This window comes from Pseudomonas sp. Tav-5-1A (assembly GCF_055755055.1).
This window is the reverse complement of record NZ_CM146901.1, coordinates 4,565,472-4,590,964: the sequence shown is the minus strand read 5'-3', so window position 1 is coordinate 4,590,964 and position 25,493 is coordinate 4,565,472. Positions and strand designations below refer to the sequence as shown.

Genomic DNA, 25,493 nt, shown 5'->3' with positions numbered 1-25,493 from the left:
TAGCTTGAGAGTGAATGTCTTCAAGGCATTGAGGGGGCAGGGGGGCCTCCCTATATTTTCCGCAAGCGCGCCATTCGGGCCGCCCACTCATACGCCTGCGGAGAACAACAAGATGAGCGACCCCAGTGCAGCCTATGCCCGCCGTGCGCCTGCCGCGCGCCGCGATTACCGTTTGACCGGCCATGACGCCCAACGCGCGGTGGACCTGGGCCTGGCCTCGGCCACCTGGTACCAGTCACCCATTGCGCGCAAACAGCTTAAGGCCCTGATGCAGCGCCGCAACGGCCCGGCCCTGCGCGACACCGGCCTGTGGCTGCTGGCGCTGCTGGTGACCGGCGCCGCTGGCTGCTGGTTGTGGGGCAGCTGGGCCTGCGTGCCGTTTTTCTTCGCCTACGGCGTGCTCTACGGCAGCGCCGCCAACGCCCGCTGGCACGAGGCCGGGCACGGCACGGCGTTCCGCACCCGCTGGCTGAACGACACGGTCTACCACCTGGCCAGCTTCATGATCCTGTTCGAACCCCAGGTGTGGCGCTGGAGCCATGCCCGGCACCACACCGACACCATCATCGTCGGCCGCGACCCGGAGATCGTCGAGCCGCGCCCGCCCAGCTTCTTCAAGATGGCCCTGAGCCTGTTCAGCCTGCCCCACGTCTACAAGACCCTGGGCGCCATGCTGCGGCATGCCGGTGGCAGGCTGGACGCCCAGGAACAGACCTTCATTCCAGCCTCCGAATGGCCGAAGGTGGTGTGGACCGCGCGCATCTGGCTGACGATCCTGGCCTGCACCCTGGCCGCCGCGCTGCTGTGGCACAGCTGGCTGCCGCTGATGCTCATCGGCCTGCCGACGCTGTACGGCGGCTGGCTCAACTATGTGTTCGGCGTGTCCCAGCACGTGGGCCTGGCCGAGGATGTGCTGGACCATCGCTACAACTGCCGCACCATCTACATGGGCCCGCTGCTGCGCTTCCTGTACCTGAACATGAACTACCACCTGGAACACCACATGTTCCCGATGGTGCCGTACCACGCGCTGCCGCAGCTGCATGAAGCCATCCGCCACGACTGCCCGCCGCCGTACCCCAACCTGCTGGCGGCCTACCGCGAGATTCTGCCGACCCTGTGGCGCCAGCGCCGCGACCCCACCTGGCATGTGCGCCGCCCCGTGCCCGCTGCCAGCGCCGAACGCCAGGAGTGCCCAGCATGAGCGAACAATGGATTGATGTGTGCGCCATCGACGACATCGACGCCGAAGACGTCATGCGCTTCGACCACCAGCAGCACAGCTACGCGGTGTACCGCTCGGCCGCCAGCGAGTTCTTCGCCACCGACGGCCGCTGCACCCACGAAGCCATTCACCTGGCCGACGGCCTGGTGCTCGACCATGTGATCGAGTGCCCCAAGCACAACGGCCGCTTCGATTACCGCACCGGCAAGGCCCTGGGCGCGCCGGTGTGCGTCAACCTCAAGACCTACCCGGTGCGCGTCGAAGGCGGCCGCGTGCTGCTGGCGGTGCAGCCATGAACGCTGCGCCACTGATCATCGTCGGCGCCGGCCATGCCGGTGGCCGCGCGGCGCTGACCCTGCGCGAGCAGGGCTACGACGGCGAGCTGCTGTTGATCGGCGATGAGGCCCATGCGCCGTACGAGCGGCCGCCGTTGTCCAAGGGCGTGCTGCAGGGCACTGCCGAGCTGGGCGGCTACTCGCTGAGCGGCGCTGATGAGCTGGCGCGGCTGGGCATCGAACATGTCGCCGGCCAGGGCGTGCAGCACCTCGACGTCGGCACGCGGCAGGTGCAGTTGAACGATGGCCGCCGGCTGCTCTACAGCGGCCTGCTGCTGGCCACCGGCGGCAGCGCCCGGCGCCTCCCGGGAATGGCCACTGGCTGGACGAACGTGCGCTACCTGCGCACCCATGACGAAGCCCTGGCCCTGCGCGCCAGTTTGCGCGGCGGCGTGCGGCTGGTGGTGGTCGGCGGTGGCTTCATCGGCCTGGAGGTGGCGGCCAGCGCCCGGGCCCTGGGCTGCGCAGTGACGCTGCTGGAGGCCGGCCCGCGGCTGGCTGGGCGCGTGTTGCCGGCGGAGGTATCCATGGCGCTGTTGACGCTGCACCGCGAGCAGGGCGTGGACGTGCGACTGAACGCGCGCATCGAGGCATTCGAAGGCGCCCGTGAGGTGACTTGCGTGCGTCTGGACGATGGCTCGCGCATCCTCTGCGACAGCGTGGTGGTGGGCATCGGCATGCAGCCCAACGTTGCTCTGGCGCAGGCGGCGGGGCTGGCGATAGGGCAGGGCATTCGCGTCGACGCCTGCCTGCGCGCCAGTGCGCCGGACGTGTTCGTGGCCGGCGATGTCTGCGAGTTTCGCCTGCATCCCGAAGGGCCCTACCAGCGCCAGGAGACCTGGCGCAACGCCGAGGCCCAGGGCCGCCATGCCGCGCTCAACCTGCTGGGCGCCGGCTTGCCGTTCCAGCAGGTGCCGGGTTTCTGGTCCGATCAGTACGACCATGGGTTGCAGACCGTCGGCCAGTTGGGCGTTGGCGCGGCGTCGGCGCGGCGGCCCCTGGCCAGTGGCTTCCTGCTGTTCTACCTCGACGGCCGGCAACGCCTGCAAGGCGCCTGCGGCTGGGGCGTGGGCAACAGCGTGGCCAAGGATATCAAGCTGTGCGAACGCCTGATCACGGCCGGCCAGCCCCTGGCCGCCAGCCAGTTGGCCGACCCCGGCGTGGCCTTGAAAACCCTGCTGAGGAATTGACCATGCCACGTCTGCTGGTGTTTCAATCGTTGTGGGCCATGCTCGACCATCAGGGGCGGGCGACCCTGCCCCTGGAGGCGCAGCTGGAGCAGATCGCCGCTGCCGGTTTCGACGGCATCACCGATCACTACTGGCAGCCCGCCCAGGCCAGGCGCCTGAGCCAGGTGGCGGGCAGCCTGGGCCTGGCCATCGAAGGGCAGGTGTTCCCGTGCACCGTTGACGACTTGGCGGCAGCGCTGGACGTCGCCAGCCAGCATGGCTGCCATCACCTGACCGTGCAGGCCGACGTGCGCGCGGCGTCGCTGGGGCAGGTGCTGCCGCTGCTCCACGGCTGGCAGCGGCTGATCGAGCAGGTGGATTTCCCGGTGCTGGTGGAGACCCATCGCTACCGGGTCACCAATGACTTGCCGTTCACACTGCAGTTGCTGGCGGAGCTGCCGGAACTCAAACTGCTGGCTGACCTGTCTCATTACGTGGTGGGCCGCGAGCTGCCCGAAGCGGCTTGCGCCGAGGACGACGAGGCAATCCATCAGGTGCTGCGCCGCAGCTGGGGCTTCCATGGCCGCGTGGCCAGCAGCGAACAGGTGCAGGTGGGGCTGGTGTTTCCCCAGCACCAGGCCTGGGTGCAGCGCTTCCTGGGGTGGTGGCAGTGGGGGATGCGCGACTGGCTGGCGCGCCCGGGCACCGACCGGGCCAGCCTGTCGTTCACCTGCGAACTGGGGCCGCCGCCCTACGCCATCACCGACGCCCATGGCCTGGAGCTGACCGACCGCTGGCAGGAGGCGCTGCACCTCAAGCAGCTGATTCGCGACCTGTGGCGTCGGGCCTGTCGCTGACGTACAGGCTTACATAGTCCGTAGCAGCGGCCGCAGGCCGCGTCCCAGGCGCCGCGGTCGCGGGCAAGCCCTGAAAAATCGTTTAAGCTTCGATACACATGCACGCATCCAAGGTCTGGTTTTGAAAGGTTTGCCGTTCACCCTGTGTCTCCTTTGCATGGCCCGCTGCAGCACCCTGGTGCAGGCCGCCGAAGCCGCGCCGCTGAGCCTGAAAAGCTCCGGCGCGGTCACCGGCCTGGCGGTGCGCATCGTCGAGGATGACAGCTATTCCGTCCGCATCGATTACTTCTACCCCGCCACCGATGCCGCCGCCCGCAAGGCGCTGTGGCAAGGCGTGGGCGGCGCCTGGCAGGACCCTGCCGGCCAGCTCCACGAACAGGGCGCGCCGTTCAACGTGTTCCTGCGCATCTACGACATCGACGCCGCCGTGGTGGTGCAGGACCGGCGCATCAGCCACCCCACCGTGTCGTCGTGGGGCAGCGGCGTGTTGCATGCCGAGTTGAGCGAGGTGCGGCTGCGGCCGGGGCACTACCAGATCACCATCGAGCGGCGCGGCAGTGCCGAGCCGATCGACGATTATCGTGCCGGGGTCAGCGTGGTCAGGGCCTACTGAACCTGCGGCCACGGGGTTTGCGCTAGAATGCCCCGGTGCCTCATCACCTGCCCGAGAACCGCATGCCAACCCCAGTCCAACGCCCGTTGTGGAAGACCTACCTGGCCTTCCTGGCCCCCATGGTCCTGTCCAATTTCCTGCAGTCCATGTCCGGTACCCTCAACAGCATCTACATCGGCCAGATGCTCGGTACCCAGGCGCTGGCGGCGGTGTCGGGGATGTTCCCCATCGTGTTCTTCTTCATTGCCCTGGTGATTGGCCTGGGCGCGGGCGCCGGGGTGCTGATCGGCCAGGCCTGGGGGGCGCGCGAGCCGCACATGGTCAAGCAGATCGCCGGTGCCACGCTGCTGCTGGGTGCGCTGATCGGCCTGGTGGCGGCGGTGTTCGGCAGCGTCTTCGCGCGCCAGGCGCTGCAGGGCCTGGGCACGCCAGTGGACGTGCTGGATGACGCCGTCGCCTATGCGCGAGTGATGATGTGGATCATGCCGGTGCTGCTGGTGTTCGTGCTGTTCACCCAGCTGCTGCGCGGGGTCAGCGATACGCTGTCGCCACTGCTGGCGCTGCTGGTGTCCACCGCGGTGGGCCTGACCCTGACCCCGGCGCTGATCCGCGGCTGGCTGGGCATGCCGCAGATGGGTATCCAGAGCGCGGCGCTGGCGGGCCTGGCCGGCAACGTTGCCGCCATCGCCCTGCTGGCCTGGCGCCTGAACCGCCAGGGCCACGTGCTGGCGCCGGATCGGGCGTTTTTCAAGGCCCTGCGCCTGGACCGCTGGATTCTCGCCAAGGTGCTGCGCATCGGCCTGCCCACGGGCTTGCAGATGGTGGTCATCTCGCTGTCGGAGTTGGTCATCCTGTCGCTGGTCAACGGCTACGGCTCCAAGGCCACGGCGGCCTACGGCGCGGTCACGCAGATCGTCAACTACGTGCAGTTCCCGGCGCTGTCCATCGCCATCACCGCGTCCATCCTCGGCGCCCAGGCCATCGGCGCCGGCCGCCTGGAGCGCATGGGCCCGATCCTGCGCACCGGCCTGATGATCAACGTGTGGCTCACCGGCGGCCTGGTGGTGCTGGGCTACCTGCTCTCGCACTGGCTGCTGGGCCTGTTCATCACCGACGCCAGCACCCTGGCCCAGGCCGAGCACCTGCTGCACATCATGCTCTGGAGCATGCTGGTGTTCGGCTTCCAGGCCCTGGTGGGCGGCATCATGCGCGCCAGCGGCACGGTGCTGGTGCCGGTGCTGATCTCGATCTTCTGCATCCTGGGCGTGGAACTGCCGGCGGCCTGGCTGCTGAACGCGCACTTTGGCCTGGAAGGGGTGTGGATGGCGTTCCCGGTGACCTACCTGGCCATGCTGGCGCTGCAGGTCGCGTACTACAAGGGCGTGTGGCAGCACCGCACGATCGAACGGTTGGTGTAGCAGCAACTGTTTTGTGGGAGCTGGCTTGCCAGCGAGCTTTTATGGCCCTAACAGCTCGCTGGCAAGCCAGCTCCCACAGGATGTAGCAGCTGCCGCAGGCTGCGTCCGAGGCCCAACAGCGTATTGGGGGTTGACACGCCCACCCTGGCAAAAACTCCCCTCCGGCACTTGTCCCCGAAAATCGTGGGTATCTCTGTGGATAACTTCGCCAAAGCCAGTCAGCACAGGAGGTTGGCGGCACTGGCCAAGAAATGATCAATCGGGTGGGTGAACGCTTCGAAGGCATGCAGCGGCACTGGGGTCAAGCTGTAAGCACCTGTTTCACGCGGATTTAATGGCGCATTTACGTTACGAATCTTGTCGTATTTCCGACGCCTCAAGCGCTGGCGATCAGGCCTCTTATCCACAGCTGCAAGCGATCCCAGCATTGCCCCAGCCAGCTGCCGGCAGGCACGGTCTGCAGGGCCACCAGCGGTTGGCTGCTGAGCAGCAGGTCGCCGTCGTACAGGGTGAGCGCGCCCACCGGGCTGCCGGCCGCCAAAGGCGCCTTCAGTGGTTCATCCAGGTCGAGTTGGGTGCGCGTATGGCGCTGCTGGTTGACCGGCAAGGTCAGCACCACGTCCTTTGCCAGGCCTACGCTGACGCTGGCCTGGCTGCCCAGCCATACCTTGGGGGTCGCCAGCGGCTGGCCAGCGGTGGCGTAGGTCTGGGTGTCGAAGAAGCGGAAGCCGTAGCCCATGAGTTTGGCGCTGGCCTCGGCCCGCGCCCGTTCGCTGGGGGCGCCGAACACCACGCTGATCAGGCGGCGGCCGTTGCGCACCGCCGAGGTCACCATGCAGTAGCCGGCGGCTTCGGTGTGGCCGGTCTTCAGCCCGTCGTAGCTGGGGTCGCGCCACAGCAGCAGGTTGCGGTTGGCCTGGCGGATGCCGTTCCAGGTCAGGTATTTGTGCGCGTACAGCTCGTAGTAGCCGGATTCGTCGTCAATGATCGCCCGCGCCAGGATGGCCATGTCGTGGGCCGAGGAATAGTGGTCGGGCAACGGCAGGCCAGTGGGGTTGGCGAAGTGGCTGTTGTGCATGCCCAGCTTGGCCGCGGCGGCGTTCATCAGTGGCACGAAGCTGTCGGTGCTGCCGGCGATGTGCTCGGCCACGGCGACGCTGGCGTCGTTGCCCGAATCGATGATGATGCCGCGCAGCAGGTCGTGGGCGCTGACCTGGCTGCCGGGGTCGAGGAACATCCGCGAGCCGCCGGTGCGCCAGGCGTTTTCGCTGATCTGCACCAGGTCCTCGGGCTTCAGCCGCCCGGCCTGCATTTCGCGGGTCGCCAGGTAGGCGGTCATCAGCTTGGTCAGGCTGGCGGGCGGCAGGCGTTCATCGCCGGCGTGCTCGGCAATCAGGGTGCCGGTGCGCGCGTCCATCAGCACCCAGGCCTTGGCGTCCAGGCTTGGCGGGCGCGGCACCAGCGGCGCGGCGGGTGCGGGCTTGGCGAACACGGCGTAGGGGCAGGCGAGCAGGATCAGCACGATCAGGGTGCGCAGGAGCAGGCGTTTCACGGCGGCGGGGCCTCGGTGGGGAAGGGGGCCGAGACTGTGGCGGTGGGTGCCTGGGGGCTCAACTTAACCTGGGTTAAGTAAACTTAATGAAAGGGGGGTTGAGCGCGGACGCGGCCTGCGGCCGCTGCTACGGGGAGGGGCGCCGTTTGCATCGCGATCGACAAGGTACACGCGCACCCGTAGCAGCGGCCGCAGGCCGCGTCAGGTCGCACAATGAATGCTGACCAGCGCGCCGCCGCCTTCCGCGCTGCCGATGTGCAAGGTGTAGCCATGCAGCCGCACGATCGCCGCCACCAGCGACAGCCCCAGGCCATGCCCCGGCTGTGCGTCGGCGCTGGGCCCGCGGTAGAGGCGGCGGATGACCTGGCTGCGTTCCACGGGGGCGATGCCGGGGCCGGTGTCGAGGATGTCCAGGGTCATTTGCCGGCCCTGGCAACGGGCGCGCAACACGATGGCGCCGCCTACCGGGGTGAACTTGATAGCGTTGTCCAGCAGGTTCACCAGCGCCTCGAACAGCAGCGCCACGTCGCCCATCAGCGTCGGTAGCGGGCCCTGGATGTCCAGGGTCAGGGTCTGCTGGCGCTCCAGGGCCAGGGGCTCGTAGAACTCGTGGGCCTGCTGCAGCAGTTCCAGCGGCGAGTAGGGCTGGAAGGCGCCGCGCCGGCGCGTGTCCTCCAACTCGGCCACGCGCAGCAGGCCCTGGAAGCGCACCATGATCGATTCGCTTTCGGCCAGCGCCTGTTCCAGGGTGGCGCGCTGGGGCGCGTCCAGCGGCATCTGGTCCAACTGGTGCAGGCGCGCACGCAGGCGCGTCAGCGGCGTGCGCAGGTCATGGGCGATACCGTCGCACACGCCTTTCACTTCCAGCATCAGCTGTTCGATGTGGTCGAGCATGGTGTTCACCGCGCTGGCCAACATGTCCAGTTCGTCGCGCCGGGGCGACAGCGGCAGGCGGTCGGCGAGGTTGCCCGAGACCACGCTCTCGGTGCTGCGCTGCAGGCCTTGCACGCGCTTGAGCGGGCGCCGGCGCAGCAGGCGCCAGCCGATCAGGCCGGGGATCAGCGTCAGCGACAGCCCCCAGGCCAGCGCCTGCTGGATGATGCCGCCCACCGCCGACACCGAACCGCCGTCGCGGGCCAGCACCAGCATGCGCCCGTCGCCGCGGTGCACCAGCAGCGCGTAGCTGCTGCGCGGCTCCTCGCTGGCCTGGGCCACGCTCAGGCCTTTCTGCAGGTAGTGCACCTGGCCGTCGTCGGGCAGGCTGGCGCGCAGTTTCAGCAGGTCGCCGGCCAGGTGTTGGCCCTGGGCGTCGAACAGGCCATAGGCGTCGATGTTGGGGGTGGAGTAGGCCTCGCTGGCGGCCAGTTCGCCCAGCAGGTTGTCGTCGTCGACCTTGGCGTAGTAGTGCGCGCGCTGCATCAGCGTGCGCTCGGCGATGCTGCCCAGGTACTGCGAGATCTGCCAGTACAGCACGCCGGTGAACAGCGCGCCCCAGGCCACGAAGAACAGCGCGTAGAAGCCGATCAGGCGGCTGCTGGACGAGCCCCAGGGTTCAAGCGCGGGGCGCGAGGACATAGCCGGTACCCCTGACGGTCTGGATAATGGGCGAGTGCTCGCCCTCGATTTTCTTGCGCAGGCGGCCCAGGTGCACGTCGATGATGTTGGTGCCGGGATCGAAGTGGTAGCCCCACACCTCCTGGAACAGCATGGTCCGCGTCACCAGCTGGCCGGCGTTGCGCATCAGGTAGTTGAGAATCTTGAACTCGGTGGGCAGCAGGGCGATGTGCTCGTCGCCGCGGTTGAGGCGGTGCTCCACCAGGTCCAGGCACAGGTCGCCGACCTGCAGGCGCGGGTGGCTGGCGCCGTTCGCCGGGCGGCGCAACAGCACCTCCAGGCGCGCCACCATTTCCACCGGCGAGAACGGCTTGGTCAGGTAGTCGTCGCCGCCCGAGCGCAGGCCGCGCACGCGCTCGTCCACGTCCGACAGGGCGCTGATCATCAGCACCGGCGTGTGAATGTCCAGGCTGCGCAGGGTGCTGACGATGGTCAGGCCGTCGAAGTCAGGCAGCATGCGGTCCAGGGTGATGGCGTCGTGGCCGCCGGCAATCGCCCGGGCCAGGCCCTCGCGGCCGTTGGCGCACCATTCCACGGTAAAGCCGTGCAGGCTCAGTTCGGTCATGATGACGTGGGCGGTCACTTCGTCGTCTTCGATGACCAGGGCGCTGCTCATGGGGGAATCCTCTGTTGCTCCGCGATTTTTCGGGGTGGCCATTGTAAAGGCTTGGCTACCCTAGGGAGACCGCGCGTCGGGCTCTATTAAATTTTAATTTAATCGACTTAATTCAGTTGCTTGCACGCGCAGGAGTTTAATGGGCTACCCCCGTGAACCGAGGTTGTCCGCTGCCGTGAACCGTCGCAATTTTCTCGGCCTGATCAGCGCCGTGTCCCTGATGTCGCCCGCCTGGCTGCTGGCCGCGCCGTTGCCGGGTGTCAGCCATTGCCAGGTCAGCCAGCATGGCGGCGTGACCAGCCTGGTGCTGGACCTGGCTGGCAAGGTGCAGTACCAGGTGTTTACCCTCAGCGCGCCTGACCGCGTGGTGATCGACCTGCACGGGGTGGCCGCGCACCTGCCGCCGGCGGCGTTGAACTTCGCCGGCACGCCGGTGCAGGGCCTGCGCAGCGGCCCGACCAAGACTGGCATGCGCCTGGTGCTGGACATGCATCAACCTGCCCACGCCCAGGCGCGGCTGGTGCCGCTGGCCGGTGGGCATCAGCGCCTGGTGGTGGATTTGCCGGTGGGCAAGGCCGCTGCCGCGCTGGCGCGCCACGTGCCGCGCCAGCGCCCGGCGATCATCGCCATCGACGCCGGCCACGGCGGCAAGGATCCCGGCGCCGTCAGCGGCACCAGGCATTACGAGAAGACCGTGGTGCTGGGCATCGCCAGCCTGTTGCACCAGCAGCTGGCCAAGGACCCGCGCTTCACCCCGACCATGAGCCGCGACAGCGACTTCTTCGTGCCGCTGCACCAGCGCGTGCTGCTGGCCCACCAGCGCCGCGCCGACATGCTGGTGTCGCTGCACGCCGACGCGGCGCCGTCACGCTCGGCGCGCGGCGCCTCGGTGTACGTGCTGTCGTCCCACGGCGCCACCTCGGCCATGGCCCGCTACATCGCCGAAAGCGAGAACAGCTCCGACGCCTACGCCGGGGTGTTCGACAAAAGCCTGAGCAACGACGACCCCATGGTCTCCAAGGTGCTGGTGGACATGTCGATGAACGCCACCATCGCCTCCAGCCTCGACCTGGGCCGCACGGTGCTGGGGCACTTCAAGCAGGTCACCAACATCCACCAGCAGCGCGTGGAACAGGCCGGCTTCGCAGTGCTGAAGTCGCCGGACATCCCGTCGATCCTGGTGGAGCATGGTTTCATGAGCAACCCCTACGACTGCGGGCGGCTGATCGACCACCGCCACCAGGTGGAGCTGGCGCAGGCGCTGCATGCGTCGATTGGCGATTATTTCCGCAAATACCCGGTGCACGTCGCGTAGCAGCAACTGTCTTGTGGGAGCTGGCTTGCCAGCGAGCTTTGTATGGCCCCAACAGCTCGCTGGCAAGCCAGCTCCCACAGTGTGTATCCCGACGACGTAACAGCAACTGTCTTGAAATGGCGTCGTCTGCATCGCGACTAAAGTCGGCTCCTACCGCGTTCGTGGTAGGAGCCGGCCTTGGCCGCGATGCAGGCGACGCAATCTAAGCGGTATGCGCATCCGCGTAGCAGCTGCCGCAGGCTGCGTCTTGCATGCGCGGTGCATCAGGCTCACCGCAAAGCCCATGACGCGGCCTGTGGCCGCTGCTACGGGTTGTTGATCAGATGTGGAACCAGGCCAGCCCACCCAGCACCAGGCTCAGGGCGGCGGCACCCAGGGACATTTTCTCCAGCCATTCCTTGCGCGTGAGCAAGGTCATGGCCGCCAGCGAGATCGCGATCTGGATCGCCATCATCGCCTGGGCCCAGCGGTGGTGCTGGTGCAGGATGGTCTCGGACTTCACGTCCCACTCGGCCGCTTCCTTCTCCATGGCCTCGGCCTTCTGCCGCGCCTCTTCCTTTTGCTGCTTGTAGCGCGCGACCTCGGCCTGGTAGTGGGCCACGTCCATGCCCGGGATGTGGCTGGCCAGGTCGGCGAGGTTCTGGCGGCTGGACTTGGCCTGGTAGTAGTTCCACTGGTTGGCGGCTTCGGTCTTCTTGATGGCGGCGTTGTTCTTGTTCATCGCCGCCTCGCTCTCGGTGGAGCCGGCCTGGTAGCTGAGCAGCGCGCCAATGGTGGCCATGACCGCCGTCATCACCGCGATCTTGCTGGCGAAGCTGTCGCCACGGTGGTGGGCGTGCTCGACGTGTTCTTCATGGGGGGAGGGGACTTCGAACGACTCGGACATGGTGCTCGGGCTGCCTTGGGGGGTGGAAACGCGGGCGCGAATATAGGGTAAAACCCTGCGCCCGCCTAGCGGCCCAAAGGCCGCACCCCGCAAGTTTCATGCGGCCCGAGTTAGGGCAGGTGCGCGCGGTCCTGCTCGCCGCTGTCGGACTCGAACAGGGTCGCCAATTCGCCTCGCGCTTCCTGGGCGGTCTGCATCACCTTGGCCGCGTCGTCGCGCACCAGGTACTGGGCGGCCAGCACCTGTTCGTCGTGCTGCTTGAAGCGCTGGATCCGCCAGTCGGCCTGCTCCTGGGTCAGGCCCAGGCCCACCAGGGTGCGGCGGCTCATCTCCAGGCTCGAGTAATAGGTTTCGCGGATGGCCACGGCCCCGGCGTCCACCAGGCGGTGCACGTGCTGGCGGTTGCGGGCCCGGGCGATGATCTTGATGTGCGGGTACAGGCGGTGCACAAGCTCGGCGGTCTTGATGTTGGTCTCGGGGTCATCGGTGGCGATGATGAAGTACTCGGCCTCGCCCACCTTCGCCGCGCTGAGGATCTCGGGGCGCAGCGGGTCGCCGTAGAACACCGGCACGTTGCCGAAGCTGCGGGTCAGCTCGATGGTGTCCACCGAGGTGTCCAGGGCCACGAACGAGACGTTCTGCGCGCGCAGGATACGCGAGACGATCTGGCCCATGCGGCCCATGCCGGCGATGACCACGCGCGGCGCGTCGGCGTCGATGGCCTTGAGGTGCTCGGGCACCGGCTTGACCGGCTTGGGCTGCGCCTTGATATAGCGTGCGCAGGCCAGCAGCAACAGCGGCGTCACCGCCATCGACAGGGTGATGGTCAGCAGCAGGGTGTCGAACAGGTGTTGGTCGAACAGGCCTTCGTCCTTGCCGATCTTGAACACCACGAAGGCAAACTCGCCGCCTGCCGCCAGCACCACGCCCAGGCGCACCGCGCTGAGCTTGCTCAAGCCCCCGGCCAGGCGGCCGATGAACAGCAGCAGCGGCAGCTTGATGGCGATCAACAGCAGCATCAGCCCCAGTACCGTGGCCGGCGCATCCAGCAGCAACTGCAGGTTGGCGCCCATGCCCACGCTGATGAAGAACAGCCCCAGCAGCAGGCCCTTGAAGGGCTCGATCTGCGATTCCAGCTCATGGCGGTATTCGGAATCCGCCAGCAGCAGGCCGGCCAGGAACGCGCCCAGGGCCATGGACACGCCGGCCAGGTCCATCAGCCACGCGGTGCCGATCACCACCAGCAGCGCGGTGGCGGTGGACACCTCCGGCAGGCCGGTGCGGGCCACGGCGCGGAACACCGGGCGCAGCAGGTAGCGCCCGCCGATCACCACCACGGCGATGCTGCCCAGCACCCGCAGGCCATGGTTGAGGCTGTCGCCCGGCGCCGTGTCATGGTCGCCGGTGGCCAGTAGCGGCACCAGGGCGATCAGCGGGATGGCGGCGATGTCCTGGAACAGCAGAATGGCAAACGCCAGGCGCCCGTGGGGGCTGTTCAGCTGCTTGCTCTCGGCCAGGCTCTGCAGCCCGAACGCCGTGGACGACAGCGCCAGGCCCAGTCCCAGCACCACCGCCGTGGGCAGCGGCTGGCCAAAGCCCAGCATCGCCACGCCGCCAATCACCGCACCGGTCAGCAGCACCTGGGCCAGGCCCACGCCGAACACCGACTTGCGCATCACCCACAGCCGCCGCGGCGACAGTTCCAGGCCGATGATGAACAACAGCAGCACCACGCCCAGCTCGGAAATATGCGAGACGCTCTGCGGGTTGCCGATCAGGCCCAGCACCTGCGGGCCGATGATCACCCCCGCGAACAGATACCCCAGCACCGCGCCCAGTTGCAGGCGCTTGGCCAGCGGCACGGTGATGACGGCGGCGAACAGAAAGACCACGGCGGCTTGTAGCAGGCTCCCTTCTTGGGGCATTGGGTTACTCCTGGGGGTGAGGCGAAACGGGTAGTCTACTGGTTTTATAACCCTCATTAATATTATGCAGGTGGGTAGGTAGGACCAAAGCCACAGGCGCTATGCCGTGGCTCAGCTGATGCCTCGATAAAGTTGTTTCTGTTAGAACATGGCCTCAACCCATCCCCACCACATGCGCCACACCCTGCGCCCGCACATAAACCCGGCTGCCTATCCCCGGCACCTCCACTCCGGCGCTGCGCAGCCGCAATGGGGTTCCCTGGGCTGACTCCAGCTGCACCGTCAACGTCCAGCTGTTGCCGATGAAGTCGGTCTCGCTGACCACCCCGCGCACCGCGCCGGGCGCTTCGTCGCACAGGTGCAGTTGCTCCGGCCGCAGCATGACCTGGGCGCTGCCGTGCAGGCTGGGGTCACGCACGGGCAGGCTGCCCAGCGCGCAGGTGGCGTGGCCGTGGGCGAGCTGGGCGGGGAGCAGCACGGCGTCGCCGAGGAACAGCGCGGTCTGGGCGTCGTTGGGGTGGCGGTAGAGTTCCAGCGGTGGGCCGGCCTGCACCAGGCGGCCCTGGCGCATCACGGCCAGCTGGTCGGCGAACGACAGTGCTTCGCCCTGGTCGTGGGTGACCAGCACGGTGGTGATGCCGGCCTCGCTCAGCAGTTGCGCCACGGCCTTGCGCATGGAGGCGCGCAGGCCGGTGTCCAGCGCCGAGAAGGGCTCGTCCAGCAGCATCAGCCGCGGGCGCTGGGCCAGGGCGCGGGCCAGGGCCACCCGTTGCTGCTGGCCGCCGGACAGCTCGTGGGGCCAGCTGTGCAGCAAGCGCCGGTCCAGCGCCACGCGCTCCAGCAGCGCCTCGACCTGGGCGCGCTTGGCGGCGGCGCTGCCGGGCAGGCCGAAGCCGATGTTGGCGGCCACGTCCAGGTGCGGGAACAGCGCGCCGTCCTGGGGGACGTAGCCAATCTGGCGTTGGTGCGCGGGCACTTCGCGGCCGCCGTCGGCCAGCGGCTGGCCGCCCAGGGCGATGCTGCCCTGGTCGGGGAATTCGAAGCCGGCGATCAGCCGCAGCAGGGTGGTCTTGCCCGAGCCGGACGGCCCGACAATGGCGGTGCGGCTGCCGCTGGGGACGCTGAGGCTGACGTCGTCGAGGGCGGTGAAGGCGCCGAAACGCTTGTGCAGGTGGTGCAGTTCAAGGGCGCTCATCGGCCGGCGGTCCGTTTCGATTGTTGATAGAGGAGGGCGGTCAGCGGCAGCGACAGCACAATCATGATCAGCGCATAGGGCGCCGCAGCGGCGTAGTCGATCTCGCTGCTCATGGCCCAGAAGCCGGTGGCCAGGGTGCGCGTGCCGCTGGGCGCCAGCAGCAGGGTGGCGGTGAGCTCGTTGCAGATGGCCAGGAACACCAGCGCCGCACCCGCCGCTGCGCCCGGTGCGGCCAGGCGCAGGGTGACGCGCCACAACGCCTGGCCCGGTGAACGGCCGAGGCTGCGGGCGATGTTCTCCAGCTCCACCGGCGCCTGGGCGATGCCGGCGCGCAGGCTGACCAGGGCCCGTGGCAGGAACATCAGCAGGTAGGCCAGCAGCACGGTGAACAGGGTCTGGTACAGCGGCGGTGCCAGGTGAATGCTCAGGGTCACCAGTGCCAGGGCCACGACAATGCCCGGCAGCGAGCTGGACAGGTAGTTGCCGCCTTCCAGCAGCCGTTGCAGGCGGCTGGGTGCGCGCACCGACAGCCACGCCGCCGGTATCGCCGCCAGGGTGGTCAGCAGGGCGCCGGCGCTGGCCAGTAGCAGGGTCTGCCACAAGGCGGTCCACAGTTCGTCGTTGCGCCACACCTCCAGGCCGCCGGCCAGCAGCCAGCGGCCCAGGGTCAGCAGCGGCACGCCCAGGGTCAGCGCGCAGGTCGCCAGCATCAGGCCCAGGCCCAGCGCGGTGTCGCGCCGGTTCAGGCGCCAGCCGGGCAGCACGCGCGGGCTGCCGGAGCCCACCCGCGCATAGCGGGCATGACCACGGCTGGCGGCCTCGACCGTCAGCAGCAACAGGCAGCACAGCGCCAGCACGCCGGCCATCATGTTGGCGGCCGGGCCGTTGAACGAGGACTGGAACTGGTCGTAGATGGCGGTGGTGAAGGTGTCGAAACGAATCAGGGCGTACAGCCCGAACTCGGCCAGCAGGTGCAGGCCTACCAGCAACGTGCCGCCGCTGATGGCCAGGCGCAGTTGCGGCAGCACCACGCGAAAGAACACTGCCCAGGGTTTGAGCCCCAGGGACTGGCCGACGTCTTCAAGGGCCGGGTCCAGGCGGCGCAGGGTGGCGGCCACGGGCAGGTACAGGAAGGGGAAATAGGCGATCACCGAGATCAGCACCGCCGCCGGTAAACCGTGCAAACCGGGCGCCACACTGACCCAGGCGTAGCTGTGCACGAACGCCGGGATGGCCAGGGGCGCGGTGGCCAGCAATGCCCACAGCCGCCGCCCGGGTAGCCGCGTGCGTTCGGTGAGCCAGGCCAGGGACACACCCAGCAGCACGCACAGCGGCAAGGTCAGCAGGGTCAGCGCCAGGGTGTTGAGCAGCAACTGCGCCATGCGCGGGCGCAGCACCAGGGCGGCAATGTTCTGCCAGCCTTGTTGCACGGCCACGCCGACGATGAAGCCCAGGGGCAGCAGCGCCAGCAGCGACAGGCCAAGGGCGGCGCCCACCAGCCAGGCGTTGCGCCGCCGCTGGCGGCGGCGCAGGGGCAAGCTGGCCGCCGGTACGGCGGCCTTGGTCAAGCCTGAAGATGGCAGCAATTTACAGCAGCCCGGCCTGGTTCATCAGCTCGACGGCCTTCTTGCTGTCGAGCTTGGAAACATCCACCACGGGGGCGTCCAGCTGCGCCAGCGGCACCAGTTTCGGGTTGGACGCCGCACCCTGGCCCACCGCGTACTCGAACGACTTGCCGTCCTTCAGGATGGCCTGGCCCTTGGGGCCGGTGATCCACTTGAGCAGCGCCTGGGCCTGCTCCTGGTGCTTGCTGGACGCCAGCACGCCGCCGCCCGACTGGCTGACGAACGCGCCCGGGTCCTGGTGCTTGAAGTAGTGCAGTTCGGTGTTCTTGCTGTTCTCGCCGGTCTTGGCCTGGTCGACGAAGCTGTAGTAGTGGTAGATCACCCCACCTTCCGCCTGCCCGGCATTCACTGCCTTGAGCACCGCGCTGTTGCCGCGGTAGGCGGTGGCGTTGGCCTTCATGCCCTTGAGCCAGTCGAGGGTGGCGGCTTCGCCCTTGAGCGCCAGCACCGCGGCGACGATGGCCTGGAAGTCGGCGCCGGCCGGCGAGGCGGCCCAGCGGCCCTTCCAGGCCGGGGTGGCCAGGTCCATCAGCGAGGCGGGTAGTTGGTCGGCCTTGAGCTTGTCCTTGTTGTAGACGAACACCGTGGAGCGCGCGGCAATGGCCACCCACTTGCCCTGGGCCGGACGGTAGGGCGCGCCCACCTGTTCCAGGGTGGTAGGCGCCACGGGGGCGAACAGGCCGGCGTGCTGCACCAGCATCATGGCCGGCGAGTTCTCGGTCAGGAACACGTCGGCGGGCGAGGCCGCGCCTTCCTGCACCAGTTGGTTGGCCATCTCGGTGTCATCGCCGTTACGCAGGGTGACCTTGATGCCGGTGTCCTGGGTGAAGCCGGCGACCCAGGCCTTGGTCAGGGTCTCGTGCTGGGCGTTGTACACCACCAGGTCCGAGTCTTGCGCCAGAGCGTGACCGGCACCGAACAGGGCGCAGGCCAATACCGTGGTTTTCAGCAGGGGTAGGGACGACTTCATGACCGCGCTCCAGTGTTGTTCTTGTGTGAAAAAGGATAATTCAATACGAATCATTTGCATGACTATTCGTGCCGGACGGTAGTGCGGCGAATGACAAAAAATCGTCAAGGCGATGCTGGCGTTTCGTAAATGTATCGAGTTTGTTGCCAAATCCTGCGAGCAAAGTGCGGTAACGCCGGTCACAACTGACAAGGACGGCGTTCCCGTTCGCAACCCGGAGAAATGCTATGCACAGATACCTTGCCAAGCTGATGCTGGTCGCCGCGCTGATGTCGAGCCTGGGCGGCTGCTGGATTTTTGACCCCCATGGAGGCGGCGGTGGTCATGGCGGCGGTGGTGGCGGCCCGGGCATGAGTGGCCCTGGCGGCGGCGGGCCTGGTGGCGGCGGTGGCCCAGGTGGCAACGGCGGTGGCCCGGGCGGTGGCGCGCGCTGACCGGCACTTTTGCCCAGGCAAAAGAAAGCCCGCAACGAGGCGGGCTAAATGAATCATCACAAAGGAGTGGGTGTACTGTGCACCTTGCTTTGTGAAGGCGATGTGAAAAGCCGCCAAGGTGAAAATACTTTCATTACGGCGGCTTTTCTTGATCCCTGTAGCAGCGGCTGTTTCTGTGGGAGCTGGCTTGCCAGCGAGCTTTTGGGGCCTCAACAGCTCGCTGGCAAGCCAGCTCCCACAATGCCTGCTACGGGTTATTCGAACTGTGGCTGGAATTTTTTTACCGCCGCCAGGGCGCAGCCTTCGTCCTTGTCGCCGCCTGGTGCGCCGGACACGCCCAGCCCGCCCAGCACCTGGCGGTCGGCCTTGCGCAAGGTCACCCCACCCGGAATGAACAGCACCTGCGGCACGGTGTTCAACGCGCCGTTGGCCGGGCCGTCGAGCTTGGCGGCCAGCAGTTCGCTGATGGTGTCCTTGTCGAACGCCTGGCCGTAGGAGAAGGCGGTGTACGCCTTGCGGTAGGACACCGACAACGACTGCAGCGGCACGGTATCGCCCTTGATCACCGCTTGGGCGTGGCCGGACGGGTCGACCACCGTGGCGGTCACCGACCAGCCCTTGGCGGCGCAGGTCTGCACGGCCTCGGCGGCCAGTTGCTGGGCCACTTGCCAGGGCAGTTTCTGGCTGCTGACCAGGTGGCTGGGAGCGGCCTGGGCGCACAGCGCGGCCAGTGTCAGCGCCAGGGTGGCGCCGCTGCGCAGCAGGGGAGAGGTGGGCATGGCAGTTTCCTTTTCGAGGTTGATGAAAATCCTTTCACTCGCCGTGGCGAAAGCAGTTCCCAATACTGGCCTGGCGGCTGGAACCTTCACTGAGATCGGGTTTCAGACGCTATGACCAGGCCCGATGCTGTTGCTCGGGTTTTTTTCAGCATCGGCCTGAAACCGGTTTCAGTCAAATCCGGAGATGATGTGTGAAAACGTCCGCAAGCCTGTTGTTAACCGCGGGGCTGCTGCTGGGCAGTGCCCTGCCTGCCCTGGCCCTGGCCGAAACCGTCGACCGCAGCGATATCCCCATCGGCTCCCTGGACGAGGTGGCTGCGTTCCAGGGCCTGGGCCCGTCCGGCATCGTCGTCACGCCGTCGGGGCGCACCTTCGTCGGCTTCCCGCGCCACGCCATCAACCACACCGGCATGACCCTGGGCGAGCTGGTGGGCGGCAAACTGGTGCCGTATCCCGACGCGGCCACCAGCCTGCCGTCCGACCGCAGCGACGCGCAGAAACTGATCTCCGTGCACGGCATGACCACCGACACCCAGGGCCGCCTGTGGCTGATCGACGACGGCAAGCGTGGCGGTATCGACGGCATCAAGCCCGGCGCCGCCAAGGTGGTGGGCATCGACCCGCAGACCAACAAGGTGTTCGCCTCGGTAGTGCTCAAGGACGCCCTGCGCCAGGACAGCCACATGAACGACCTGCGCATCGATCTCACCCATGGCGCCCAGGGCACCGCCTACGTGGCCGACTCGTCGTTTGGCGAAGCCCCGGCCATTGTCGTCGTCGACCTGGCCACCGGGCATCAGCGCCGGGTGCTCAGCAAAGACCCGTCGGTGCTGCCGCAACAGGACTTCGTCACCCAACTGGACGGCGTGCCCATGCGCTACCAGGGCAAGGCCAGCGCCTTCCCCCACGGCGGCGTCGACAGCATCACCCTCAGCGCCGACAGCACCCGCCTGTATTACTCGCCGCTGACCAGCCGCCACCTGTGGAGCATTCCCACCGGCGCCCTGGCCAATTTCGACTACAGCGACAAGCAGCTCGCCGCGCAGATTCGTGACGAGGGCGAGAAGGTCATGACCGACGGCATCGCCACCGATGCCCAAGACCGTATCTACCTGACCGACTCCGAACACCGGCAGATCCTGCGCCGCTGGCCCGACGGTCATTTCGACGTGGTGCTGCGCGACCCGCGGCTGGTGTGGCCGGACGGCATCTTCGTGGCCGGCAACCAGGTCTACGTGACCTTGGGCCAGTGGGACCGCCTGGGCCAGCACAGCGACACCCGCAAGCCGCCCTACCTGCTGATTCGCACGCCCATCGACGGCACGCCGGTGTACGACGCGCAGCCGCACTGATTGCTCACTGACATGGAGGCACCCCCCGCAATGAACGCGATAAAACCCATGACCCTGGCGCTGCTGGCAGTCGCCTCTGTCGCTAACGCCCAGCCAGCCCTTGCGCCACAGGGCGAGTTGGTGGCCGCCCTGCAGAACACCGAGGCCAGCGGCATTGTCGTCACCCCCGGCGGCCGCACCTTCCTGACGCTGCCCCGGGCCGGCAGCAACCACACATTCCCCTCGGTGGTGGAACTGGTGAAGGGCAAGCAGGTGCCGTTCCCCGACCTTGCCACCACCACCGACACCGGCAAGCCGCTCACCGATTGGCTGGTGTCGCCCCTGGGCCTGACGCTGGCCGGCAACACCCTGTGGGTGCTGGACGAGGGCAAGCGCCCGGGCATCGACGGCATTCCCGACGGCTCGGCGAAGCTTGTGGGCATCGACATCACCACGCGCAAGGTGCTCAAGACCATCGTCTTCCACAAGCCGTTCCTGCGCGACAGCGTGCAGCTCAACGACCTGCGCATCGACCCCGACCACGGCGCCCAGGGCACGGTGTACATCTCCAACAATGGTTTTTCCAGCCCCTCGGATTGTTCGCTGATCGTGGTGGACATCGCCACGGGCAAGATGCGCGAGCTGTTCCACAACCTGCCGCAGACCTCGCCCGCGCCCGGCTACATGACCTACGTCGAAGGCCAGCCCCACGCCTACAGCCTCGACCACCCGACCATGCCCCAGGGCGGGGTCAACGGCATCGAGCTGTCGCCGGACCACAAGAAGCTGTACTGGACCATTCCCACCAACCCCAACTACTACAGCATCGACACCGCCGCGCTCAGCGACTTCAACCGCCCTGAGGACGCGCTGGTCAAGGACATTCACTTCGAGGGCCAGGTTGCCTCCAACGGCGGCATCGCCGTGGACGCCAAGGGCACGCTGTACTTCGGCGACGCCTCGCGCTACTCCATCATCAGCCGCGACAACGCCGGGCAATTTGCGCTGGTGGGCCGCGACCCGCGGTTGATCTGGCCGGATGGCCTGTACTGGCAGGGCGGCTACCTGTACGTCACCGTAGGGCAATGGCAGCGGGTGCCGGGGCTGCACGGCGGCAAGGACCTGCGCACCGCGCCGTACAACATCCTGCGGTTCAAGACGGCAATGTAAAAACTGCGTACCGGGCCTGTTACTCACTGGCTACCCGCCAGCCAGGCTCTATGCTGGACAGTGCGAAAGCGCAGGCGATAAGGTATTCGCCACGTCGGGGGCGAACATCGCCGCCCGGCGTTTTCGTCAATGCATGTCCCTCAAGGAGCCGACGGTGAGCTTGCACAGAGAACGGCTGATGGGCGTCGCCAGCGACGCTGCCCAGGACGCCCCCACGGGGGCGGTGGCGACGCTGCTGGCAACCGAATGGGCCCAGGCCCTGCGGTTGCGGCAACCCTTGTCGTTGATCGTGGTGACCGTCGACCAGTTCCCGGCGTTCTGCCGCCAGCAGGGCCGCGAGCAGGGCGAGGTGCATCTGGGCCACTTAGGCCAATTGCTCGACGCCATCGCCCGGCGGGCCCGCGACAGCGCCGGGCGCTGCTCTGCCGATGCGTTCATGCTGGTGCTGCCGGAAACCCCGGCAGACGGCGCGCAAGTGGTGGCCGAGCGCTGCCACCAGGCCATTCGCGCAGCCCAGGCCGAACACCCACTGACCGCCAGCATTGGCGCAGGCACGCTGATACCCCGCAGCGAGGCGGGGCATTCGGCGTTCTTCAATGCGGTGGCGCAGTTGTGCGACGAAGCCGCCCGGGCGGGCGGCGATCGCGTGGCAACGCGGCATTTCGGCCAGTCCTACACCGGTGCCATGCGCGCCTGAAGATGGGGGAATCCGTTTCTACAGATCCACGTGGACGTGTGGGAGCTGGCTTGCCAGCGAGCTGTTGAGGCCCTAAAGCTCGCTGGCAAGCCAGCTCCCACAAAAAGACGCGATCAGTTAGGCGGGGCCGAAGCGCTGTCGCCGCCGCTGTCGCCACCATCATCATCGTCGTCATCGTCATCACTGGTGCCAGCGCCACCCGAGGTGTCCTGCTTGCCGCTGTAGCCACCGCCACCGTTGTCGGTGCCGCCGCTGCGGCCCGGGTCGGCGCCTTGCGTACGCGGGTCGGCGCCAGGGCTGGACGGCGAGGCATCGGTGCCGTTGTTGATGGAAATGTCGGACGCCGCCAGGGCCACCGCCGAGGTGGCGGACAGCAGGCTGGCGACCGCCAGGGTAAGCAAGGTTTTCCTGAACATGGTAGCGCTCCCTCGATAAGGACGTTTCACCAGCTTAGGCAGGGGGCGGGGCGCCGTCGATCCAATGTTGCGACCGACGGCGATATTTCATCTTACCGGCGGTCAACCCACACGGTCTGGGCGTTGCAGAACTCGCGCAGGCCGAAGTGCGACAGCTCGCGGCCGAAACCGCTTTTCTTCACGCCGCCAATGGCCACGCGGGGGTCGGAGGCGCAGTAGCCGTTGATGAACACACCGCCGGTGTCCAGCGCTGCGGCCAGGCGCTTGGCCAGCGCGACGTCGGCGGTCCAGACGCTGCCGGCCAGGCCGAACTCGCTGTCGTTGGCCAACTCAACCGCATGCGCGGCGTCGCGGCAGGCAATGATCGAGGCCACCGGGCCGAACAGCTCCTGCTTGAACGAGGTCATGTCCGGCGTCACGTCGCCCAGGATGGTCGGCGCGTAGTAGTTGCCCACGCCTTCCACCTTGTGGCCGCCCAGCAGCAGGGTGGCGCCTTCGGCCAGGGTCTGTTGCACCTGGCCGTCCAGCTCGTCGCGCAGGTCGTAGCGGGCCATGGGGCCGATGTAGTTGCCTTCTTCCAGCGGGTCGCCGACCTGCATGGCCTGGACCGCCGCCACCAGTTTCTCGGTAAAGGCCGGCAGCACGCTGTCTTCGATGATGAAGCGCTTGGCGGCGATGCACACCTGGCCCACGTTCTGGAAGCGGCCGATGGCGGCGGCCTTCACGGCTTCGTCGAGGTCGGCGTCGGCCAGCACGATGAACGGGTCGGAGCCGCCCAGTTCCAGCACGCATTTCTTCAGCGCGGCACCGGCCTGGGAGGCGATGGCGGCGCCGGCGCGCACGCTGCCGGTGACAGTCACGGCGGCGATGCGCGGGTCATTGATGGCGCTGGAGACGCCGTCGTTGCCCACGTTCAGCACTTCGAACGCACCTTCCGGCACGCCGCCCTCGCGCAGGGCCTGGGCCAGCAGCAGCGCGCTGCCCATCACGTTCGGCGCATGCTTGAGCACGTAGGTGTTGCCCGCCAGCAGGATCGGCACGGCGCCACGCAGCACCTGCCAGATGGGGAAGTTCCACGGCATCACGGCCAGGATCGGGCCGATCGGGCGGTATTCGATAAAGGCCTTGTCGCCCGGCACCTGGGTCGGCTCAGGCGCCAGCAGTTCCGGGCCCTGGGCGGCGTACCACTCGCACAGGCCGGCGCATTTTTCCACTTCGGCGCGGGCTTGCAGAATCGGCTTGCCCATTTCCAGGGTCATGCTGCGGGCCAGGGCCTCGCTGTTGTTGCGCAGGGCAGTGGCGACGTTGACCAGCACGGCGGCGCGGTCGGCCACCGATACCTGGCGCCACTGGCGGTAGGCGTCGGCGCTGCGGGCCAGGGCCTGGTCCAGCTGGGTGGCGGTCTGGAACGGGTAGCGCGCCAGTTCTTCACCGGTGGCCGGGTTCAGGGAAACGGCGTAGTCGATAACGGCGGGGGCATTCATGGCAAACCTCCAAGGCAGTAGATGAGCGTTACCTTATGCCCTTGATCGCTTCATGAATAATGAATAATAATAAGTGAAATGCTCACGAAACGAGAAAGTATCATGGACCTGACCCAGCTCGAACTGTTCAAGGCCGTCGCCGAGGAGGGCAGCATCACTGCCGCTGCCGCCAAGGTTCACCGGGTGCCGTCGAACCTGACCACGCGCATCAAGCAGCTGGAAAGCGAGTTGGGCGTGGACCTGTTCATCCGCGAGAAACTGCGCCTGCGGCTGTCGGCCAACGGCCACAGCTTCCTCGACTACACCCGGCGCATTCTCGACCTGGTGGACGAGGCCAGGCTGGCCGTGTCCAGCGGCGAGCCCCAGGGCGTGTTTACCCTGGGCTCGCTGGAAAGCACGGCGGCGGTGCGCATCCCGCCCTTGCTGGCGGCCTACCACCAGCGCTACCCCAAGGTGGAGCTGGACCTGTCCACCGGGCCCTCAGGCGACATGATCGACGGCGTGCTGGCCGGGCGCTTCGCTGCGGCGTTCGTCGACGGCCCGCTGCACCCGCTGCTCGACGGCATTGCGGTGTTCGAGGAAGAAATGCTGCTGGTGACCGCCAAGGGCCATGCGCCGGTGACCCGCGCCCTGGATGTGAGTGGCGAGACGGTGTACGCCTTCCGCGCCAACTGTTCGTACCGGCGGCACCTGGAGAGCTGGTTCATCGCCGACGGCGCCACCCCGGGGCGCATTTTCGAGATGGAGAGCTACCACGGCATGCTCGCCTGCGTCAGCGCCGGCGCCGGGCTGGCCATGGTGCCGCGCAGCATGCTGGAAAGCATGCCGGGCAGCAGCAACGTCAGCGCCTGGCCCCTGGGCGGTGAATACAGCTGGCGCCAGACCTGGCTGACCTGGCGCCGCGGCACGCGTTCGCCCAATTTGCTGGGCATGCAGGAGATGCTGGAGAGTCAGGCCTCGGCGGCCACGCGCCCGGCGTAGTCGCGAGCAAACTGCGCGGCGATGCGCCCTGAGCGCGAGCCGCGCTGGGTGGCCCAGCGCAGGGCTTCGACGTGGGCCTGGGCAAAGGCGTCCGCGGGCACCCCGCAGGCCGCCAGCCATTCGTTCACCGCGCCAAGGAACTCGTCCTGGGAGAAGGGGTAGAACGAGATCCACAGGCCGAAGCGCTCCGACAACGAGATCTTTTCTTCCGACTCCTCGCCGGGGTGCAGGTCGCCATTTTCGCCGCGTTTCCAGTTGAGGTTGTCGCTGGCGCGCTCGGCCATCAGGTGGCGGCGGTTGGAGGTGGCGTAGATCAGCGTGTTGGCCGCCTGGCCAGCCACCGAGCCGTCGAGCACGGTCTTCAGGCTCTTGTAGCCAATATCGCCTTGCTCGAAGGACAGGTCGTCGCAGAACAGGATGAAGCGCTCGGGGCGGCCGGTGGTGAAGTCGAGGATCTGCGGCAGGTCGCCGATGTGCGCCTTGTCCACCTCGATCAGGCGCAGGCCCTGGCCGTGGAAGCGTTCCAGGCAGGCCTTGACCAGCGATGACTTGCCGGTGCCACGGGCGCCGGTCAGCAGCACGTTGTTGGCCGGGCGGCCTTCGACGAACTGGCGGGTGTTCTGTTCGATCAGGCGCTTCTGCCGGTCGATGTTCTGCAGCGCGTCGAAACTGATCAGGCTGGGCTGCTTGACCGCCGCCAGCACTGGCTGTTCCACGCCGCGCACGCGCCGGTAGTGCCATTGGAAGGCGATGGCGTTGCTGTCGAACACCAGCGCCTGGTCGGGCGGGAACGCGCGCTCCAGGCTGTTGGCGATGCGTTCGAGTTGGGCGAGCAGGGCAGAGCTGTCAACGGTCATGGACATGGTGGTATCACAGTGCAGGGATG

24 protein-coding genes are annotated in these 25,493 nt (G+C 67.5%); 12 read left to right on the top strand and 12 right to left on the bottom strand.

Features of this window, described 5'->3' with window-relative positions:
* Positions 1 to 112: 112 nt before the first annotated feature.
* The 6 genes from AC0J42_RS20765 to AC0J42_RS20740 all read left to right on the top strand — a co-directional run bounded on the left by AC0J42_RS20765 (position 113) and on the right by AC0J42_RS20740 (position 5,617).
* Positions 113 to 1,204: a fatty acid desaturase family protein gene (locus tag AC0J42_RS20765; protein WP_473003499.1), complete on the top strand. Its 1,092-nt coding sequence runs from the start codon at positions 113 to 115 to the stop codon at positions 1,202 to 1,204.
* Complete coding sequence (locus AC0J42_RS20760) at positions 1,201 to 1,521, top strand: MocE family 2Fe-2S type ferredoxin (RefSeq protein WP_416425545.1); 321 nt, start codon at positions 1,201 to 1,203, stop codon at positions 1,519 to 1,521. The genes AC0J42_RS20765 and AC0J42_RS20760 overlap by 4 nt, the downstream gene beginning before the upstream one ends.
* Positions 1,518 to 2,750: an NAD(P)/FAD-dependent oxidoreductase gene (locus AC0J42_RS20755; RefSeq protein WP_473003497.1), complete on the top strand. Its 1,233-nt coding sequence runs from the start codon at positions 1,518 to 1,520 to the stop codon at positions 2,748 to 2,750. The genes AC0J42_RS20760 and AC0J42_RS20755 overlap by 4 nt, the downstream gene beginning before the upstream one ends.
* Before the next feature lie 2 nt (positions 2,751 to 2,752).
* On the top strand, positions 2,753 to 3,586 hold the full coding sequence (locus tag AC0J42_RS20750; RefSeq protein ID WP_473003495.1) for a sugar phosphate isomerase/epimerase family protein: 834 nt from the start codon (positions 2,753 to 2,755) through the stop codon (positions 3,584 to 3,586).
* Positions 3,587 to 3,743: 157 nt separating this feature from the next.
* Positions 3,744 to 4,199, top strand: coding sequence for a DUF5625 family protein (locus tag AC0J42_RS20745; protein ID WP_473003494.1), 456 nt, complete (start codon positions 3,744 to 3,746; stop codon positions 4,197 to 4,199).
* 62 nt (positions 4,200 to 4,261) lie between these two features.
* The gene (locus AC0J42_RS20740; protein ID WP_473003492.1) at positions 4,262 to 5,617 is read left to right on the top strand and encodes an MATE family efflux transporter; all 1,356 of its coding nucleotides are present in this window, start codon (positions 4,262 to 4,264) and stop codon (positions 5,615 to 5,617) included.
* 376 nt (positions 5,618 to 5,993) lie between these two features.
* Here AC0J42_RS20740 and AC0J42_RS20735 read toward each other — a convergent pair whose 3' ends face one another.
* The 3 genes from AC0J42_RS20735 to AC0J42_RS20725 form a co-directional block, all read right to left on the bottom strand.
* Positions 5,994 to 7,169, bottom strand: a complete 1,176-nt coding sequence (locus tag AC0J42_RS20735; protein WP_473003490.1) for a D-alanyl-D-alanine carboxypeptidase family protein — start codon at positions 7,167 to 7,169, stop codon at positions 5,994 to 5,996.
* 201 nt (positions 7,170 to 7,370) lie between these two features.
* Positions 7,371 to 8,744 carry a sensor histidine kinase gene (locus AC0J42_RS20730; protein ID WP_473003489.1) on the bottom strand — a complete coding sequence of 458 codons (1,374 nt, stop codon included), beginning with the start codon at positions 8,742 to 8,744 and terminating at the stop codon, positions 7,371 to 7,373.
* Positions 8,722 to 9,399, bottom strand: a complete 678-nt coding sequence (locus AC0J42_RS20725) for a response regulator transcription factor (protein ID WP_416425538.1) — start codon at positions 9,397 to 9,399, stop codon at positions 8,722 to 8,724. The genes AC0J42_RS20730 and AC0J42_RS20725 overlap by 23 nt, the downstream gene beginning before the upstream one ends.
* Before the next feature lie 175 nt (positions 9,400 to 9,574).
* Between AC0J42_RS20725 and AC0J42_RS20720 the strand changes: the two genes are divergently transcribed.
* Complete coding sequence (locus tag AC0J42_RS20720) at positions 9,575 to 10,714, top strand: N-acetylmuramoyl-L-alanine amidase (RefSeq protein ID WP_416425537.1); 1,140 nt, start codon at positions 9,575 to 9,577, stop codon at positions 10,712 to 10,714.
* Between the two features lie 319 nt (positions 10,715 to 11,033).
* Here the strand turns inward: AC0J42_RS20720 and AC0J42_RS20715 are convergent, their stop codons facing one another.
* From AC0J42_RS20715 to AC0J42_RS20695, 5 genes are all read right to left on the bottom strand, one after another.
* The gene (locus tag AC0J42_RS20715) at positions 11,034 to 11,600 is read right to left on the bottom strand and encodes a DUF4337 domain-containing protein (RefSeq protein WP_416425536.1); all 567 of its coding nucleotides are present in this window, start codon (positions 11,598 to 11,600) and stop codon (positions 11,034 to 11,036) included.
* Between the two features lie 110 nt (positions 11,601 to 11,710).
* The gene (locus tag AC0J42_RS20710; RefSeq protein WP_416425535.1) at positions 11,711 to 13,525 is read right to left on the bottom strand and encodes a monovalent cation:proton antiporter-2 (CPA2) family protein; all 1,815 of its coding nucleotides are present in this window, start codon (positions 13,523 to 13,525) and stop codon (positions 11,711 to 11,713) included.
* A gap of 154 nt (positions 13,526 to 13,679) precedes the next feature.
* The gene (locus AC0J42_RS20705; RefSeq protein WP_473003487.1) at positions 13,680 to 14,720 is read right to left on the bottom strand and encodes an ABC transporter ATP-binding protein; all 1,041 of its coding nucleotides are present in this window, start codon (positions 14,718 to 14,720) and stop codon (positions 13,680 to 13,682) included.
* Positions 14,717 to 16,252, bottom strand: coding sequence for an ABC transporter permease (locus tag AC0J42_RS20700; RefSeq protein WP_473006888.1), 1,536 nt, complete (start codon positions 16,250 to 16,252; stop codon positions 14,717 to 14,719). Before AC0J42_RS20700 ends, AC0J42_RS20705 begins: the two co-directional genes overlap by 4 nt.
* A gap of 55 nt (positions 16,253 to 16,307) precedes the next feature.
* Positions 16,308 to 17,315, bottom strand: coding sequence for an iron ABC transporter substrate-binding protein (locus AC0J42_RS20695; protein ID WP_473003485.1), 1,008 nt, complete (start codon positions 17,313 to 17,315; stop codon positions 16,308 to 16,310).
* A 227-nt stretch (positions 17,316 to 17,542) separates the two neighbouring features.
* Here AC0J42_RS20695 and AC0J42_RS20690 point away from each other — a divergent pair, with 227 nt between their 5' ends.
* Positions 17,543 to 17,749 (top strand): hypothetical protein, encoded by a 207-nt coding sequence (locus AC0J42_RS20690; RefSeq protein WP_416425532.1) that lies wholly within the window; start codon positions 17,543 to 17,545, stop codon positions 17,747 to 17,749.
* A 254-nt stretch (positions 17,750 to 18,003) separates the two neighbouring features.
* Here AC0J42_RS20690 and AC0J42_RS20685 read toward each other — a convergent pair whose 3' ends face one another.
* Entirely contained in the window at positions 18,004 to 18,528 is a 525-nt protein-coding gene (locus AC0J42_RS20685) for a GlcG/HbpS family heme-binding protein (RefSeq protein WP_416425531.1), read from the bottom strand.
* A gap of 191 nt (positions 18,529 to 18,719) precedes the next feature.
* On the opposite strand from AC0J42_RS20685, the gene AC0J42_RS20680 reads away from it, so the two are divergent.
* The 3 genes from AC0J42_RS20680 to AC0J42_RS20670 all read left to right on the top strand — a co-directional run bounded on the left by AC0J42_RS20680 (position 18,720) and on the right by AC0J42_RS20670 (position 21,726).
* Positions 18,720 to 19,880 (top strand): SMP-30/gluconolactonase/LRE family protein, encoded by a 1,161-nt coding sequence (locus AC0J42_RS20680; protein WP_473003483.1) that lies wholly within the window; start codon positions 18,720 to 18,722, stop codon positions 19,878 to 19,880.
* 30 nt (positions 19,881 to 19,910) lie between these two features.
* The gene (locus tag AC0J42_RS20675) at positions 19,911 to 21,029 is read left to right on the top strand and encodes an L-dopachrome tautomerase-related protein (RefSeq protein ID WP_473003481.1); all 1,119 of its coding nucleotides are present in this window, start codon (positions 19,911 to 19,913) and stop codon (positions 21,027 to 21,029) included.
* A 154-nt stretch (positions 21,030 to 21,183) separates the two neighbouring features.
* Positions 21,184 to 21,726 carry a GGDEF domain-containing protein gene (locus tag AC0J42_RS20670; protein WP_416425528.1) on the top strand — a complete coding sequence of 181 codons (543 nt, stop codon included), beginning with the start codon at positions 21,184 to 21,186 and terminating at the stop codon, positions 21,724 to 21,726.
* Positions 21,727 to 21,839: 113 nt separating this feature from the next.
* On the opposite strand, the gene AC0J42_RS20665 is transcribed toward AC0J42_RS20670, so the two are convergent.
* Positions 21,840 to 22,142 (bottom strand): hypothetical protein, encoded by a 303-nt coding sequence (locus AC0J42_RS20665; RefSeq protein WP_416425527.1) that lies wholly within the window; start codon positions 22,140 to 22,142, stop codon positions 21,840 to 21,842.
* A gap of 92 nt (positions 22,143 to 22,234) precedes the next feature.
* Positions 22,235 to 23,626 carry an aldehyde dehydrogenase family protein gene (locus tag AC0J42_RS20660; protein ID WP_473003479.1) on the bottom strand — a complete coding sequence of 464 codons (1,392 nt, stop codon included), beginning with the start codon at positions 23,624 to 23,626 and terminating at the stop codon, positions 22,235 to 22,237.
* Between the two features lie 102 nt (positions 23,627 to 23,728).
* On the opposite strand from AC0J42_RS20660, the gene ptrR reads away from it, so the two are divergent.
* Positions 23,729 to 24,607 carry a putrescine utilization regulator PtrR gene (gene ptrR, locus AC0J42_RS20655; protein WP_473003477.1) on the top strand — a complete coding sequence of 293 codons (879 nt, stop codon included), beginning with the start codon at positions 23,729 to 23,731 and terminating at the stop codon, positions 24,605 to 24,607.
* On the opposite strand, the gene AC0J42_RS20650 is transcribed toward ptrR, so the two are convergent.
* Positions 24,577 to 25,470 carry an ATP-binding protein gene (locus AC0J42_RS20650; RefSeq protein WP_473003476.1) on the bottom strand — a complete coding sequence of 298 codons (894 nt, stop codon included), beginning with the start codon at positions 25,468 to 25,470 and terminating at the stop codon, positions 24,577 to 24,579. The two genes, ptrR and AC0J42_RS20650, sit on opposite strands and share 31 nt — an antisense overlap.
* Positions 25,471 to 25,493 lie beyond the last annotated feature (23 nt).

Bases quoted from the DNA above. Each gene is read 5' to 3' on its own strand.
- AC0J42_RS20690 (WP_416425532.1), top strand. From the start codon at position 17,543: ATGCACAGATACCTTGCCAAGCTGATGCTGGTCGCCGCGCTGATGTCG.
- AC0J42_RS20730 (WP_473003489.1), bottom strand. From the start codon at position 8,744: ATGTCCTCGCGCCCCGCGCTTGAACCCTGGGGCTCGTCCAGCAGCCGC.
- AC0J42_RS20740 (WP_473003492.1), top strand. From the start codon at position 4,262: ATGCCAACCCCAGTCCAACGCCCGTTGTGGAAGACCTACCTGGCCTTC.
- AC0J42_RS20665 (WP_416425527.1), bottom strand. From the start codon at position 22,142: ATGTTCAGGAAAACCTTGCTTACCCTGGCGGTCGCCAGCCTGCTGTCC.
- AC0J42_RS20745 (WP_473003494.1), top strand. From the start codon at position 3,744: ATGGCCCGCTGCAGCACCCTGGTGCAGGCCGCCGAAGCCGCGCCGCTG.
- AC0J42_RS20710 (WP_416425535.1), bottom strand. From the start codon at position 13,525: ATGCCCCAAGAAGGGAGCCTGCTACAAGCCGCCGTGGTCTTTCTGTTC.
- AC0J42_RS20760 (WP_416425545.1), top strand. From the start codon at position 1,201: ATGAGCGAACAATGGATTGATGTGTGCGCCATCGACGACATCGACGCC.
- AC0J42_RS20715 (WP_416425536.1), bottom strand. From the start codon at position 11,600: ATGTCCGAGTCGTTCGAAGTCCCCTCCCCCCATGAAGAACACGTCGAG.
- AC0J42_RS20650 (WP_473003476.1), bottom strand. From the start codon at position 25,470: ATGTCCATGACCGTTGACAGCTCTGCCCTGCTCGCCCAACTCGAACGC.
- AC0J42_RS20660 (WP_473003479.1), bottom strand. From the start codon at position 23,626: ATGAATGCCCCCGCCGTTATCGACTACGCCGTTTCCCTGAACCCGGCC.
- AC0J42_RS20675 (WP_473003481.1), top strand. From the start codon at position 19,911: ATGAACGCGATAAAACCCATGACCCTGGCGCTGCTGGCAGTCGCCTCT.
- AC0J42_RS20725 (WP_416425538.1), bottom strand. From the start codon at position 9,399: ATGAGCAGCGCCCTGGTCATCGAAGACGACGAAGTGACCGCCCACGTC.
- AC0J42_RS20765 (WP_473003499.1), top strand. From the start codon at position 113: ATGAGCGACCCCAGTGCAGCCTATGCCCGCCGTGCGCCTGCCGCGCGC.
- AC0J42_RS20685 (WP_416425531.1), bottom strand. From the start codon at position 18,528: ATGCCCACCTCTCCCCTGCTGCGCAGCGGCGCCACCCTGGCGCTGACA.
- ptrR (WP_473003477.1), top strand. From the start codon at position 23,729: ATGGACCTGACCCAGCTCGAACTGTTCAAGGCCGTCGCCGAGGAGGGC.
- AC0J42_RS20755 (WP_473003497.1), top strand. From the start codon at position 1,518: ATGAACGCTGCGCCACTGATCATCGTCGGCGCCGGCCATGCCGGTGGC.
- AC0J42_RS20750 (WP_473003495.1), top strand. From the start codon at position 2,753: ATGCCACGTCTGCTGGTGTTTCAATCGTTGTGGGCCATGCTCGACCAT.
- AC0J42_RS20695 (WP_473003485.1), bottom strand. From the start codon at position 17,315: ATGAAGTCGTCCCTACCCCTGCTGAAAACCACGGTATTGGCCTGCGCC.
- AC0J42_RS20705 (WP_473003487.1), bottom strand. From the start codon at position 14,720: ATGAGCGCCCTTGAACTGCACCACCTGCACAAGCGTTTCGGCGCCTTC.